Here is a 14,396-nt window from a genome sequence, read left to right as displayed (position 1 = left end):
GGGGTAGGTCGACAGCGACCGTCCCCACCGGATCAGCGGACCGTGGGACGTGGCACCGCGTGACCGTCTCGCAAGGCCCTCCGCCCCAGCGGGCGCGTTCGCGGCCAACGGGCCGGCGGTCCCGCGGACGGTGCCGGTCGGAGGGCCCTGGCCGAAGGGAACGGCCTGGTCCACCACGGGACCGGTCTCGCCGACGATGCCGTACACGAAGGGCGCCAGGTGGTCGGGGACGCCGTACGCCAGCCCACCCGCACCGTCGACGACGGGCTGCGCGTGGTGGGCACGGCGCCGTCCCCGGCGGTGGCTGGAGGGTGAAGAAGGCCTGCCCTAGCCGGGGGACTCGGGGATGTCCCGGTGCCGCTCCCGGGTGTCGTACGCGGCGTCGACCGCGGTGGCAACGGGCACGAGGCTCAGGGGCACCCGGTCGAATGAAGCGACGGCATACGGCTCGGCGTGACGCGGACCACCGTTGTCGACCGTGGAGTGATGGCCGAGCGTGCTCGCCGGAAGAGCGTCGGTGTCCGGCCGCTCGGGCACCCGTACGACGGGCGCATCCCCTGCCCCGGCATCCCGACGAGCAGCCGATACGGACACCGCGTCGTCCATGGAGACATGCGGCCCGTACGAGGCGGTTTCCGGGTCGGCAGCCCACTCACCGGCACCGTCACAGTCGCCGTCACCGTCACAGTCGTGGTCACCGGTCACGGTCGAGCCCGGCGCCTCGACCTCCGCCCGCCCCCGCTCCACAGGCGTCACGTCGAAGGGCGGGATCTCCACGGGCAGCGTCGACCACCCGGGGAGCTCCGGCAGCTCGGGCTCCTCCGGAATGCCCGGGGCCCCGGGCAGCGGCGGCGTCCCGCTCACGGGCGGAAACCGGGTCGGCGCCTCCGTCAGGCCCTCGGTCACCGTTTCCACGAGATCACCGATCGGCACCACGACATGCTGGGTGATCGGCCGCAGCACCGGGTCGGTGACCGGCCGTACGACGCTGTCGGTGACCGGGCGCACGACCTGCTCGGTCACCGGCTGGACCACATGTTCCACGACCGGCTCGACGACGTGTGCTCCTACGGGCGGCACCGCCCGGCCTGCCGTCCCGGTGACGTCGGCGAGGGTGTCCACGACGGCGGTCACGGGACCGGTCGCCGATTTGGCCGCGGCGCCGGTCGCGGGGGCAGCCACCGAGGCAAGCGCGGCCTCGGCCGAGGGCGCCTGCAAGGCAGTGCCTGCGCCAGGTGCCGTAACCGCTGCGGGGACAGCGGGCGTCGAGACCGGGGCCGAGGAGGGCAGCGAAGTCGGCATCCCCTCCGTCGCGTTCGCCCGCTCCCCGCAGAGGAGCCCGAGTACGAACAGCCCGCCCACCAACAACGCCACCCGCACCGCACGCCGACCGGCGACCCCGCGCGCTGCGCGCAGGACGGCACCGGCACCGGGAAGTGCGGCTGCTGAGGACAAGACGGGGAGAACCCTCCCATACGGAACTACGGAACTACGCAACGACAGAACAACGGAGTGCTCGGCGAAAACGCACGAGAAGCGAACACTCGTGTGAAGGGTGTGAAGCGTTGCCGATCCTCGCATGGGACGCCCGCCGTCGCGCAACCCCCGAGTCATCGATGCGCGGTCATGTCCGCTTTGCAACCCCGCTTGTCCGGTTTCCCACCCCCGTCTCCCCACCGGAGTGACCGTCACCCGCCGGTCGCAACTTCCGCACGGCTCTCCTCACGCACTGTCCGGTATCGGCAGCAGCCGCTTCTCGATCGCCGCCGCCATCACCTCCGGGAAGAGATCGGGCGTACAAGCGAACGCCGGTGCTCCGAGGGCGGCGAGCGCCGCCGCGTGCTCGCGGTCGTACGCCGGCGCTCCTTCGTCGGAGAGGGCGAGCAGGGTCACGAACTGCACCCCCGACGCCTTCATCGCCGCCACCCGCTTCAGCATCTCGTCGCGTATCCCACCCTCGTAGAGATCGCTGATCAGCACGACCACGGTTTCGGCGGGCCGGGTGATCTGCGACTGGCAGTACGCGAGCGCCCTGTTGATGTCGGTGCCACCACCGAGCTGGGTACCGAAGAGGACGTCGACCGGGTCGTCGAGCTGGTCGGTGAGGTCGACCACCGCCGTGTCGAAGACGACGAGCCGGGTGCTGATGGACCTCATGGAGGCCAGCACCGCCCCGAACACCGATGCGTACACGACCGAAGCCGCCATCGAACCCGACTGGTCGATGCAGAGGACGACGTCCTTCTTCACCGACTGCGAGGCCCGCCCGTACCCGATGAGCCGCTCGGGCACGACCGTCCGGTACTCCGGCAGGTAGTTCTTGAGGTTGGCCGCGATCGTGCGGTTCCAGTCGATGTCGTGGTGACGGGGCCGGTTGACACGGGCACTGCGGTCGAGGGCGCCGGTGAGCGTGGCCCGGGTGCGGGTCGCGAGCCGTTTCTCCAGGTCCTCGACGACCTTGCGTACAACGGCCCGCGCGGTCTCCTTCGTCGTCTCCGGCATGGCCTTGTTGAGGGAGAGGAGGGTGCCGACAAGGTGGACGTCCGCCTCGACCGCCTCCAGCATCTCGGGCTCCAGCAGCAGCGCGGACAGCCCGAGCCGTTCGATGGCGTCCCGTTGCATCACCTGTACGACGGAGGAGGGGAAGTACGTCCGGATGTCCCCGAGCCACCGTGCCACCGATGGCGCCGACGCCCCGAGCCCGGCCGAACGGTCGCGCCCCGTCCGTGGCTTGCCCCCTCCCCCTCCCTCGTACAGCGAGGTCAACGCCTGGTCCATCGCCGCGTCCCGCCCGCCGAGCGCACACCCGGTGCCGTCCGCCGACTCGCCACCGAGCACGAGCCGCCAACGCCGCAACCGCTCGTCGACGGCATCGGGGTCCGCCTTTGTGCCTCCCGGCGCCCCCGCCGTTCCCACCACTCCCGCGGCCCCCGCCGTGCTGGTCATGCCCGCCGTGCTGGTCATGCCCGTCGTGCTGGCCGTGCTGGCCGTGCTGGCCGTGCTCGTCATACCGCTAGTCATCCGCGCGCCCCCGTTCGAGGCCGCGCCCAGAGAGGGATCACCGGCACAGTCGTCGTCGAGCCGGAGCCGGAGCCGGCGCGGAAGCCGTGCCCGCGCTCGCTGCCGTGCCCGTCCCCGGTGTCCACCGCTTCGGTGGTCCGCCTCGTCCTGCTCGATCCGTCGGTCGTCATCCCGCCACCCCCACAAGGTCGTTGTCGTCGACGCTCTCGCGATCGTCACCGTCCAGGCCCAACAGCAGCCGCACGACCGGCAGCACCGCGTCCGCGCGGACGCCGTCCAGCTCGGCCGCGAAGCCCGGTATGCCGTCCCCGCCGGCCACCGTGCTCCCCCGCTGCCCCGGCCCCCGCCGCACCAGCTCGCCGAGCGTCCGGCGCACCCCCGGCTCGTACGCCGAGAAGGTGCGGCGCAGCAGCGGCAACACATCCGTGAAGGCGTCCCCGGGCACCCCCGTCAGCCAGGTGTCCACCAGCCCGAGCAGCCGCTCGTCGTGCACCAGCAGCATTCCGCCGCCGGAGCCGCCGCCCATGAACCCCTCGACCCACGCCGCCGCGTCGGCCGGAGCCGTGCCGGGCGACAGCACGAGCCCCATGAGGCGTGCAGCCTCGTCCTGTGCCAACCGCCCGTCGTCCAGCAGGAGTCGTACGGCCCGTCCCCGTACGACACCCGGAACGGTCTCCCGCCCGGAGAGGACGTGCAGCACCGTGTGCCAACTGCCCCGCAGGTCCCCGTACCGTCGCGTCCGCTCCTTGGTCACGGCGTCATCGAGCAGCCCCACCGCGCCGTGCACCGCGTCCACATGGCGGCGCATCTCCTGGGCGGCCTCGCCGTCGAGCGCGGCGCACGCGGGTGGGAGCCCGACGAAGACGCGCTCGGCGAGCCCGGTGGCGACCTCCGTCAGTGCTCCGGTGTCCGTGGCGCGGACGTCCCCGTAGCGCAGGGAGCGGACGAGGGCCGGGAGCGCCTGCGCGAGGTGACCGACGTCGGCGTCGAGTGCGGCACGGTCGGCGAGGATGCGCATCACCACGGGCAGGGCGTCGGGGAGTTCGGCGAGCAGGCAGCGCTCGGCGAGTCCGGTGATGTCGGCGAGCGACCGGGCCGCGACGGCGTCCGCCTCGGCCTTCGCGGTCGTCGCGGAGAGCACGGTGGTCCCCCACACCCCGGCCTCGGCGACCCGTACCGACAGCTCCGGCTCCCAGCGCAGCCGCCAGGTCTCCCGGAAGGTGCCCGTGCTGCCGCGCGAGGTCGTCGGCTCGCCCCACTCGACACCGAGCAGCCCCAGCCGGTGCAGTAGACGGCTGCGCTCCACGTCGTTCTCCTTGCGCAGGTCGAGCTCCACCTCGCGCTCCGGCGCCTCGGGCTTGAGCCGCAGCCGTCGCTGGATACTCGCCAGGTCCCGCTGCAACGGCACCGCCGGCGCCGACTCCGGTACCTCGCCCAGGACATCGCCGACCACCAGCCGGTCCCGCACCAGAGACAGTGGTACGTCCGAGCCGTCGCACATCACCGCCCGTACGGCGTCGGTGGTCTCGGTCAGCCCGGGCAGGGGACGCCCGCGCATCGCGGCGAGTGTCTCCGCCAGCCGTACCGCCTCGATGACGTGGGCGGAGGAGACGAGGCGGTCCTCCTCGCGGAGCAGCCCCGCCACCTTGGTGAGCCACCGCTCCACGGGACGGTCGGGTGCGGCGAACAGATGCCCGTACCAGCCCGGCGAGTCGATCCCCGCGCCGTAGCCGCCGGCGCGGGCCAGTCGCCTGTTGGTCCAGGGCACCCAGGTCATGTCGACCTTGGCCTTGGGCAGCCCCTTCAGCAGCGCCCGGTCGGCGGCCACGGTCCGCTTCTCCCGCAACGCGGGCACGTGCCAGGCCCCGCACACGACGGCCACGTCGTCGTCCCCGAACTCCTTCTGGGCGGCTTTCACCCGCAACCGCATGGACGCCTCACGCACGAGGTCCCGATCGCGCCCGCCGCTGCCGTACACCTCACGCAGCGCCCCCATCGCCTCCTCCAGCACGACGAACGGCGCGAAGGCGTCCCCGCCGACCCCCCGGTGCTCGACCACGTCCTCCCACCACCGCTCGGCGTCGTCGTACCCGGCGGCATCGGCGAGCGCGGCCAGTGGATCGCCCCGGACAGCCGTTTCCGCCTCCCCGTCCGCGGCTGTCGCCTCATCCGGCGCCGCCTCATCCGGGGCTGTCGCCTCGTCCGGCTCGGCGGTCGCGGCCTCTTCCTCGCTCCGCCGGGCCAGCGTGTGGGTGGCCGGCAGGTCGATGAACCGGACCGGCACTCCATGGGCCAGGGCCCAGCGGACGGCCACCCACTCCGGGGAGAACTCGGCGAAGGGCCAGAAGGAGCAGCGGCCGGGCTCGTCGACCGCGTGGGCCAGGAGGGCGACCGGGGGCCGCATGTCCTCGTCGGCGGCGAGCGGAATGAGCACGTCCGCCTCCGGTGGCCCCTCGATCAGCACGACCCGGGGCCGGGCCGCGTCCAGGGCGGCCCGCACCGCTCGCGCCGATCCCGGCCCGTGGTGCCGCACCCCGAGCAGCAGAGGCCCACCGCCGGCTGCCCGCACCCCACCGCGCGCCTCCACCCGGACACACGTCTTTCCCGCGCTCTCCCCTTCGGTTCCCGCCGCCTGCGCCGTCCCTTCGGCCGCAACGGCGTCGCCGGTGTGCGTCGCTCCCCCCGCTCGCCCCATCACGCGCTCACCTCGCGACAGGCGCGGTAGAAGTCGGTCCAGCCGTCGCGCTCGCGGACTACCGCCTCCAGATACTCCTGCCAGATGACACGGTCGGCGGCCGGGTCGCGGACGACGGCGCCCAGGATGCCGGCGGCTACGTCGGAGGGACGCAGGACGCCGTCGCCGAAGTGGGCGGCCAGGGCGTACCCGTTGGTGACGACGGAGATCGCCTCGGCGGTGGAGAGCGTGCCGCTGGGCGACTTCAGCTTCGTACGGCCGTCCGTCGTGACGCCGTCGCGCAGCTCGCGGAAGACGGTGACGACGCGGCGGATCTCGTCGATGCCGTCGGGCACGGCCGGCAGGTCGAGGGAGCGGCCGATCTGGTCGACGCGGCGCGAGACGATGTCGACCTCGGCGTCGGCGCTCTCCGGCAGCGGCAGCACGACCGTGTTGAAACGGCGGCGCAGGGCGCTCGACAGGTCGTTGACCCCGCGGTCGCGGTCGTTGGCCGTGGCGATGAGGTTGAAGCCGCGTACGGCCTGCGCCTCCTGTCCCAGCTCCGGTATCGGCAGCGTCTTCTCGGACAGGATGGTGATCAGTGTGTCCTGGACATCAGCCGGGATCCGGGTCAGCTCCTCGACGCGGGCCGTCATGCCCTCCGCCATGGCGCGCATGACGGGGCTGGGCACCAGCGCCTCGCGGCTCGGGCCGTGGGCGAGCAGCCTCGCGTAGTTCCAGCCGTAGCGGATCGCTTCCTCCGGGGTGCCCGCCGTGCCCTGCACGAGGAGCGTGGAGTCGCCGCTGACAGCCGCCGCCAGATGCTCGGACACCCAGGTCTTGGCGGTGCCGGGCACGCCGAGCAGGAGCAGGGCACGGTCGGTGGCGAGCGTGGTGACGGCGACCTCGACGATGCGGCGTGGCCCGACGTACTTCGGTGTGATCACCGTGCCGTCGGGGAGGGTTCCGCCAAGCAGGTACGTGGCGACGGCCCATGGCGAGAGCTTCCAGCGGGCCGGCCGGGGCCGGTCGTCCTGGGCGGCCAGCGCGGCGAGTTCCCCCGCGAAGGCGTCCTCGGCGTGGGCACGCAACACCTCGCCGCCCGTACGCGCGTCCGGGCGCGCGCCCCCCTGCGCATCCGTGGACGCGGGCGTGTGCGTGTTCGCGGGCGCGGACTGGTTGTGCCTCGGGTCGACAGTGGTCGTTTCTACGGACGCAGGCATGGCTGAGTCCCCCTCCAGCTCGGCCGGTTCGGATCTGCTGACCACACTGCACCACGCCACTGACAATCCAGTCTGACCTGCGGAAATTGGATCGCGCAAGCCAATTGTCAGTGGTGGGATCTACCTTCGGAACATGACTCAGCAGGGGGTGCGCTGGACGGCTGAGCAGGTGCTGGCACTGGCACCTGACGCCATGTCGCGCAAAGCCGGAAGCAAACTCGCCGTGGCCGGACCGTGGTCGCAGGCGGGTACTTCGGACGAGGGGACGGTGTGGGGACTATGCAAAGGCAGTGGCAGCAAGCCGTATCAAACAGTTGTCGACGTCGCGGGCTCCCTCGGGCCCGCCTACAAGTGCAGTTGTCCGAGCAGGAAGTTTCCCTGCAAGCACGCCCTGGGGCTGCTGTTGCTCTGGGCGGGCGACGCCGCCTCGGTGCCGCCCGGGCAGGTGCCGGACTGGGCGGAGCAGTGGCTTGCCGGCCGCCGGGCTCGCGCAGCGGCGAGGACGACGACGGACGCGGCATCTGGGGCCACGTCCGCTGACACCGAGGCGGCGCGTCGCCGGGCCGAGCGGCGCGCCGACCGGATCACCGCGGGCGCTGTGGAGTTGGAACAGCGCCTGACCGACCTGCTCCGCGGCGGCCTCGCCGCCGCGGAGCAGGCGGGATACGGGTTGTGGGAGGAGACGGCGGCCCGCATGGTCGACGCCCAGGCCCCCGGACTCGCCACCAGGGTACGGGAGTTGGGGTCCATACCCGGCTCGGGCCCCGGCTGGCCGGTGCGCCTGCTGGAGGAGTGCGCCCTTCTCCATCTCCTCGACCAGGGCTGGCTGCGCCGGGAGCACCTCCCGGGCGGCCTCGCGGCCACGGTCCGCTCCCGGGTGGGCCTGCCCGGCTCCCCGGACGGCCCACCGGTCCGCGACCGCTGGCTCACCCTCGCCCAGTACGACACCTCCGACTCCCGCCTCACCACCCGCCGTATCTGGCTCCACGGCGTGGAGTCGGGCCGTACGGCACTGCTCCTGTCCTACGGCGCAGCCGGCCGCGCTCCCGAGCTGTCGCTCCCGGTCGGGCTGGCCTTCGAGGCCGAGGTGTCGGCGTATCCAGGCGCGGGACAACCACGAGCGGCTCTGGGCGAGCGCTTCACCGCGCCCGAGCCGACGGCCGTACGCCCGCCGGGGATGACGGTCTCCGAGGCGGCGGCCCGTTACGGCGAGGCCCTCCGGGACGACCCCTGGCTGGACTCCTGCCCGGTCACCCTGGCCCGGGTCATACCCACCCGGGACGGCGACTCCTGGCAACTGACCGACGCCGACGGCGACCTCGCCCTCCCCCTCACCCCGTCCGCCCGCTCACGCCCCGGCCTGTGGCGCCTGGTCGCCCTCTCCGGCGGCACCCCCGTCACCGTGTTCGGCGAGTGCGGCCACCGTGGCTTCACACCGCTGACGGCATGGGCGGAGACGGAGGAGACGGAGGAGAGGGAGAGGACCGAGGAGACACCGGGGACGGTCGGCCAGGCGGTGGTGCTGTGTTGAGAGGAGACCGCCCTCGTACGGAAGGAACCCACATGACCAGCACCCAGGCCGCTACGGCCGCCTCGACGGGGCTCTCCTGGGAGGAACTCGTCACCACGGCGTTGCTCGGGACGGATCGTCGTACGCCGCCGGGGGCGGCGTCGGGCCGGGAGGCGCCCGTGGCGCTGTTGGACGCCGCGGCCGTGGAGACCGTACGGCGCAGGGCGGGGATACGCCCGGTGCCGGCGGCGGCGCGGCCGGAGCCGGCGGCGCCGGATCCGCGGCCTCCGCTGCCGCGGGCAGCGGCGCGGAGACTGACCACCCTGCTGGCCGACCGTCCCGGCACTGGCGGCGGCCGACGGGGCGCGGCGCCCGATCTGATGGAGCTGCTGCCCCAGTGGCTGGCGTCGGCCAACGCGTACGGTTACGCGGCGCCTCCGGAAGCCCTGCCCGCGCTCCTCGACGCCGCACGCGGCCGTACGGATCTGCGCCCCGCCGCCCTGACCTTCGCCGGTGTGCGGGCGCTGTGGCTGGCCCGGCTGAACGCCGACTGGCGCTTCGCGTTGCGTGCGGCACCGGGCGGCGGCACCGCACTGCCCGGCCCGGACGACCCGGAGCGGGTCCGACGGCTCTGGCAGGAAGGCCTGTTCGCGGAGCGCGTCGCGCTGCTCACGGAGACAAGGGTTCGCGACGCCGCCTCGGCACGCGAGTTGCTGGCGTCCACATGGTCGACGGAGCGGGCCGAGGACCGGCTCATGTTCCTCGACACGCTGCGTACGGGTCTGGCGGCGGCGGACGAGCCGTTCCTGGAGGCCGCTCTGGCGGATCGCAGCCGCAATGTGCGGGCCACGGCGGCGGAGTTGCTGTCCGCACTGCCCGACTCGGCACTCGCCGGACGGATGGCGAAGCGGGCTACCGCGTGCGTGGCCGTCGACCACACGCACGGCACATCCCCCGGCGGCACCCCCGTGATCATGGTCGAGGCGCCGCACGAGTGCGACCCCGGCATGGAGCGTGACGGTGTGGTGGCCAAGGCTCCGGCCGGGCGGGGCGAACGATCGTGGTGGCTGGGCCAGTTGGTGGAGGCGGCGCCGCTCGCCGCGTGGTCGCGGCGGTTCGGCGGACGTACGCCGGAGGAGATCGTGGCCCTGCCGGTCGCGGACGACTGGCAGGGGGAGTTGCACGGGGCGTGGTGCCGGGCGGCGGTGCGGCAGCGGGATCCGGACTGGTCGCGGGCACTGTTGGGCGCGCCGTCCACGCCGGAGGCCGGGGGGCCGGGCGCCGTGTCGCTGGCCGAGCGGGCGAAGTTGCTGGCGACGTTGGAGGGTCGGCAGCGGGCCGAGTGGGTGGCGGGGTTCATCGCCACCCACGGGTTGTCGGAGGCGTTCCAGCTACTGGGGGTGTGCGCGGTGCCGTGGGCTCCGCCGCTGGGCCGGGCCGTGGTGGACGCGCTCAACATCGCGCGTGACGCGGGGAGTTATCCGTGGAGTTTCAGTGGGGTGATGGGGCTGGCCGAGCGGTGTCTTGATCCGGGGGAGGCCGTACGGCTCGAGCCGCTCACGGCGACGCCGGAGGACACGGAGGATGCGGCGCCGGGTGCCGGGGGGTACTGGGCCGAGGCGTTCCAGCGGCTCGCCACGACGTTGCGGTTGAGAGCGACCATGCAGGCGGAACTGGCACCGCCACCGTAGGACTCGGGAGGTCGCGGCCGGTCGGCTGGTGCGGGTCGTGCGTGGCCCCTCGCGAGACCCTGGCGCCCGTGAAGGACCACGGGCTCCTCCAGGTACGCGGGGAACTGCGCGACGAACCACAACAAACCACAACGAAGCACGATGAACCCGCCGCCGAACGAGCCTCCGGCTCACTTCCGAGCACTCAGCGTGAGCCGGAGGCGGCAGCTCCAGGGCGGGGGCGGAGTACGCTACGCCCCCGCCGGCTGTCGCACGTTCGCCCGCACCCACGCCACGATCGATGCGGTCGTCGCCCCCGGCGTGAAGATCTCGGCGACACCCTTCTCTTTCAGCGGCGCGATGTCCGCCTCGGGAATGATGCCGCCGCCGAAGACGAGGATGTCCTCGGCGTCACGGTCCTTGAGCAGGTCGATGACTGCGGCGAAGAGCGTGTTGTGGGCGCCGGAGAGGATGGAGAGGCCGATCGCGTCGGCGTCCTCCTGGATCGCGGTGTCGACGATCTGCTCGGGCGTCTGGTGGAGGCCGGTGTAGATGACCTCCATACCGGCGTCGCGCAGCGCCCTCGCGATCACCTTGGCCCCACGATCGTGGCCGTCGAGTCCCGGCTTGGCCACCACCACGCGGATCGGACCGGCTGCCACACCCATCACTGCCTCCATGAAACGACTACATCAACCCGTAACAGAACACGGCCACACATGTCGCGCGAACCACGCAAACGACACACATCACGACTTCGGGTCCACAGAACACCTACCCACACCGCGCTCCGAGGAAGTGAACGAACGTTATCTCCAGCATCCCGTACCGGGCAGTTTCGCGGTGGTGAGCGAGGGGGAAATCACACGGTGGGACACGTTCGCCGCGCACCGCTCCCGGTTTCCGCGGCTCACGCGTCGCGGGGACTCGAGTGATGACCGAGGCGTTGACAGCCGAGGCGATCGCGGCATCCGGACCGGCACGGGCCGACTGCCACAGACCCCCGTGGCGTACGCGCCAAGGGGAGCATGCGCAAAGGAGAGTCGTCGGAGGGGGCCACACCGACCCATCGCCCGCCGGAGGTCACGGCGACGGAGCGGATCGGCGCCGGCTGACGGCAGACGGCAGGGCAGCGGGGAGTCAGGAGAGCCGGACCCCTCGTCGCGTGATCGACGCCTCACACGTCGCGCACGCACCGCACGCATCGCCCACGGCGCATGCCACACGGCCGCGTCGCGCGTATCGCACCTCCGTCCGCCGCCCGCACCACGGCTTTCCACGAGGGCGCACGGGGGGACAGAGGTGTCCGCCCGGCTGCCGACAGGAGGTCGGGCATGAAGGTCACCGGGGCGATAGCGCCCTTTCTTCCGCTCTGCGAGCGGTTCCTGCCCGCCAGGTTGGCAGGCCTTTCCGTGGCCCTCCTCAAGTCGACCGCCCTGGAGTTGGCGATCCTCGCCGGACACCTGGTGCTCTACCCGTCCGGGATGACACAGGAGCGCCGGGTCACTCCGACGCTGCCGCCGCCCGACGCGCCCCGGCTGCCGACGGAGGAGAAGCCTCCGGTCGTCCTGCTGCACGGATTCATCGACAACCGCTCGGTCTTCGTCCTGCTGCGTCGCTTTCTCGGGCAGCACGGCGGCCGGCACCTCGAGTCGCTCAACTACTCGCCCCTCACCTGTGACATCCGCACGGCCGCCGAGTTGCTGGGCCGGCACATCGAGGACATCTGCGAGCGCACCGGTCAGGAGCGGGTGGATGTCGTCGGGCACAGCCTCGGCGGACTGATAGCGCGGTACTACGTGCAGCGGCTCGGCGGCGACCACCGCGTCCGGACGCTCGTCACCCTCGGCACCCCGCACGGCGGCACCCGTGTCGTGCCGCTGGCGAACGCCCACCCGATCGTCCGCCAGATGCGTCCGGGTTCGCAGGTGCTGGAGGAACTGCGCGAGCCGGCGCCGGGGTGCCGTACACACTTCGTGGCGTTCTGGAGCGATCTCGACCACCTGATGGACCCGCTGGAGACCGCCTGTGTCGACCACCCGGACCTGATGGCGCAGAACATCCGGGTCACCGGCATCGGCCACCTCGCCCTGCCCGTGCACCCCGCCGTCGCCGCCGGAGTACGGAAGGCCCTCGACACGTCACGGACAGGGGACTGCACCACCGCCCGCCCCGGCGGCCTGACCGTGGCGTGAGCCTCACGGCCGGAACAGACGCCCGGCAGCCGGAGACAGATGCGCGGACGAAGACAGGTGCGCGGTGCTCACCGGCATGAGCCCGGTGACCCTCACCACAGCGCCTCCAAAAGGGTACGTAACACCCTAAACGCGGCGCGCGCCCGCACGCCCCCCATCACGCGCCCGACCCTCGACACCCTCCCGACGGCAACTACGCGCCCCACCACCGACACGCCATCACCCGGCGAGAACACCTCAACCCCGACGGCACGGCCGCCCCACAGCCCCCGCACAGCAACCTGCTATCGAACAACCTTCGAACGCAAAGCCAAAGTCGTGCCCACAGACCGCCGAAAGACGCTCGAATGCCCGTTTCCTGCGCGCGTGAAACCCGTTGAAGATTGTCGCGCCCGCATACCGCCGGGTACAGTCACCGCACTGCTCTGCCAGCCCCTGTCGTCGAGGCGAAAGAGAAGTTGGTGAACGACCGTCACCCGTCGGGGACCGCAACACCCCCGACTCCGGCTTCCGAAGCCGACCCGACGCACTACGCGTCGTACGGCCACCAGGAAACCGGCCACGGCGACTTCACCACGTACGGCGATTACACCGCCACTGGTTTTGGCTCCGGTACCGGCGCCCACGCGACCGGCACCTTCGCGGCCGACCCGCTCTTCGGTGACATGCCCGGCAGCGACACCGGCACCGGCACCTACGACGCCTCGCAGTGGTCGACCGGCAGCCACCAGACGCTGAACTACGACCCGTACGCGGCGCAGCACCAGACCGCGTACGACACGGGTAGTTACGAAACGACCGCCTGGTCGGCCGGTTACGAGCACCTCGCCCAGATCCCGGCGCAGTCGTCGAGTCCCGACATCAGCGGCCAGTGGGACGCGAGCGACTGGCTGCAGCCCGAACAGCCGGACGAGGCGGGCCAGTCGGGACAGTCCGACCAGACCCAGCAGTGGATCGGCACCCAGCACTTCGACACGGGCGCCTTCGACGCGACGCAGTGGAACAGCGACGGCACGCCGGCCGGTGACGAACGCGGGGGCTCCGCCTCCGACTCGTACGAACACGGCGGCAGCGCACCCGAGTCGTACGACATGCACGAGCACCCGCAGACCGAAATCGTGGACTTCTCGGCCGAGGCTGTGGACTTCGCACAGCAGGCGACCGCGACCTTCGAGCAGATCGCCCCGTACGACCAGGAACAATCGCCCAGCCTGGACGGCGAGTCGGACGCTGACGGCGCGGATCGCGCCCCCCTCCTCGACGGTGAGGAGGAGGCCACTCCCACTGCGCCCAGGAGCGCCGGCCCCGGTCGGGCAGCCACCCGGGCGGCGTCGCGATCACGCCGGAAGGCTCCGGCCAAACGTTCCGCCCTGCTGACCGTGGCCGTTCCGTCGGCATGTGTCATGGGGGTCGCGGGGATCGCGGCCGCCTCGGTCGGTGCCACGTCGGACGACACGGAGACGACGGCGGCCATCAAGTCGGACGCCACCGCCGTACAGCCGTCCGCCGCCAACAACCAGCTCGACACCCAGCTGGAGAGCCTCTCGGCCGAGGCCGACGACTTCGCCGACCGGGCGAGCCGGACGCAGGAGCGCATCGACCTCAAGGCCCAGCAGGAGTTGGAGCAGAAGAAGGCGGCGGCCGAGGCGGCCCGCAAGGAGCGGCTGCGCCCGAAGTTCGCGCTGCCGGTCTCCCAGCACGGACTCAGCGCGTACTACGGGCAGTCCGGCGTCAACTGGATGTCCCTGCACACCGGTATCGACTTCCCCGTCTCCTACGGCACCCCGGTGATGGCCGCGACCGACGGCACCGTGCGCACCCAGTGGAACAGCGCCTACGGCAACATGGTCATCGTGACCGCCAAGGACGGCACGGAGACCTGGTACTGCCACCTCTCCACGTACAACGTCGCCTCCGGTACGACCGTCAAGGCCGGCGACACCATCGCCTACTCGGGCAACTCGGGCAACTCGACCGGCCCTCACCTGCACTTCGAGGTCCACCCGGCGGGCGGCTCCGCCATCGACCCGCTGCCGTGGCTGCGCAGCCACGGGTTGGACCCGACGTAAGAGAAACCGCGACGGCGGCCGGGCCCCTGCTCAG

At 72.2% G+C, this 14,396-nt stretch carries 9 protein-coding genes; 4 read left to right on the top strand and 5 right to left on the bottom strand.

The genetic code is table 11. The annotated features are described in order from the left end of the window. Positions 1-327 precede the first annotated feature (327 nt). From ACFY9I_RS14285 to ACFY9I_RS14270, 4 genes are all read right to left on the bottom strand, one after another. Complete coding sequence (locus ACFY9I_RS14285) at positions 328-1,182, bottom strand: hypothetical protein (RefSeq protein WP_391001165.1); 855 nt, start codon at positions 1,180-1,182, stop codon at positions 328-330. A 540-nt stretch (positions 1,183-1,722) separates the two neighbouring features. Continuing rightward, a complete protein-coding gene (locus tag ACFY9I_RS14280; RefSeq protein ID WP_391001462.1) occupies positions 1,723-2,946 on the bottom strand; it encodes a VWA domain-containing protein in 1,224 nt (407 codons plus the stop codon). Positions 2,947-3,187: 241 nt separating this feature from the next. Next, positions 3,188-5,716 (bottom strand): DUF5682 family protein, encoded by a 2,529-nt coding sequence (locus tag ACFY9I_RS14275; RefSeq protein WP_391001163.1) that lies wholly within the window; start codon positions 5,714-5,716, stop codon positions 3,188-3,190. Continuing rightward, positions 5,716-6,918: an AAA family ATPase gene (locus ACFY9I_RS14270; protein WP_391001161.1), complete on the bottom strand. Its 1,203-nt coding sequence runs from the start codon at positions 6,916-6,918 to the stop codon at positions 5,716-5,718. The genes ACFY9I_RS14275 and ACFY9I_RS14270 overlap by 1 nt, the downstream gene beginning before the upstream one ends. A 133-nt stretch (positions 6,919-7,051) precedes the next feature. On the opposite strand from ACFY9I_RS14270, the gene ACFY9I_RS14265 reads away from it, so the two are divergent. Next, positions 7,052-8,449: an SWIM zinc finger family protein gene (locus tag ACFY9I_RS14265; RefSeq protein WP_391001158.1), complete on the top strand. Its 1,398-nt coding sequence runs from the start codon at positions 7,052-7,054 to the stop codon at positions 8,447-8,449. Positions 8,450-8,481: 32 nt separating this feature from the next. Beyond that, positions 8,482-10,119, top strand: coding sequence for a DUF5691 domain-containing protein (locus tag ACFY9I_RS14260; RefSeq protein ID WP_391001155.1), 1,638 nt, complete (start codon positions 8,482-8,484; stop codon positions 10,117-10,119). A 230-nt stretch (positions 10,120-10,349) separates the two neighbouring features. Here ACFY9I_RS14260 and ACFY9I_RS14255 read toward each other — a convergent pair whose 3' ends face one another. Continuing rightward, a complete protein-coding gene (locus ACFY9I_RS14255) occupies positions 10,350-10,766 on the bottom strand; it encodes a cobalamin-dependent protein (RefSeq protein ID WP_391001152.1) in 417 nt (138 codons plus the stop codon). A gap of 666 nt (positions 10,767-11,432) precedes the next feature. Between ACFY9I_RS14255 and ACFY9I_RS14250 the strand changes: the two genes are divergently transcribed. Together ACFY9I_RS14250 and ACFY9I_RS14245 are read left to right on the top strand one after the other, a co-directional pair. Beyond that, positions 11,433-12,293: an alpha/beta fold hydrolase gene (locus ACFY9I_RS14250; protein WP_391001149.1), complete on the top strand. Its 861-nt coding sequence runs from the start codon at positions 11,433-11,435 to the stop codon at positions 12,291-12,293. Positions 12,294-12,754: 461 nt separating this feature from the next. Next, complete coding sequence (locus tag ACFY9I_RS14245) at positions 12,755-14,362, top strand: peptidoglycan DD-metalloendopeptidase family protein (protein WP_391001147.1); 1,608 nt, start codon at positions 12,755-12,757, stop codon at positions 14,360-14,362. The last annotated feature ends 34 nt before the right edge of the window (positions 14,363-14,396 follow it).

Source organism: Streptomyces sp. NPDC012510 (genome assembly GCF_042955065.1).
Lineage (GTDB): Bacteria > Actinomycetota > Actinomycetes > Streptomycetales > Streptomycetaceae > Streptomyces.
The sequence above is the reverse complement of the archived record's forward strand: the minus strand, read 5'-3'. Positions and strand labels throughout refer to the sequence as shown.

Coding starts and splice junctions, on each gene's coding strand:
- ACFY9I_RS14280 (WP_391001462.1), bottom strand. CDS start 2,946: ATGACCAGCACGGCGGGGGCCGCGGGAGTGGTGGGAACGGCGGGGGCG.
- ACFY9I_RS14275 (WP_391001163.1), bottom strand. CDS start 5,716: ATGGGGCGAGCGGGGGGAGCGACGCACACCGGCGACGCCGTTGCGGCC.
- ACFY9I_RS14270 (WP_391001161.1), bottom strand. CDS start 6,918: ATGCCTGCGTCCGTAGAAACGACCACTGTCGACCCGAGGCACAACCAG.
- ACFY9I_RS14265 (WP_391001158.1), top strand. CDS start 7,052: ATGACTCAGCAGGGGGTGCGCTGGACGGCTGAGCAGGTGCTGGCACTG.
- ACFY9I_RS14260 (WP_391001155.1), top strand. CDS start 8,482: ATGACCAGCACCCAGGCCGCTACGGCCGCCTCGACGGGGCTCTCCTGG.
- ACFY9I_RS14255 (WP_391001152.1), bottom strand. CDS start 10,766: ATGGGTGTGGCAGCCGGTCCGATCCGCGTGGTGGTGGCCAAGCCGGGA.
- ACFY9I_RS14250 (WP_391001149.1), top strand. CDS start 11,433: ATGAAGGTCACCGGGGCGATAGCGCCCTTTCTTCCGCTCTGCGAGCGG.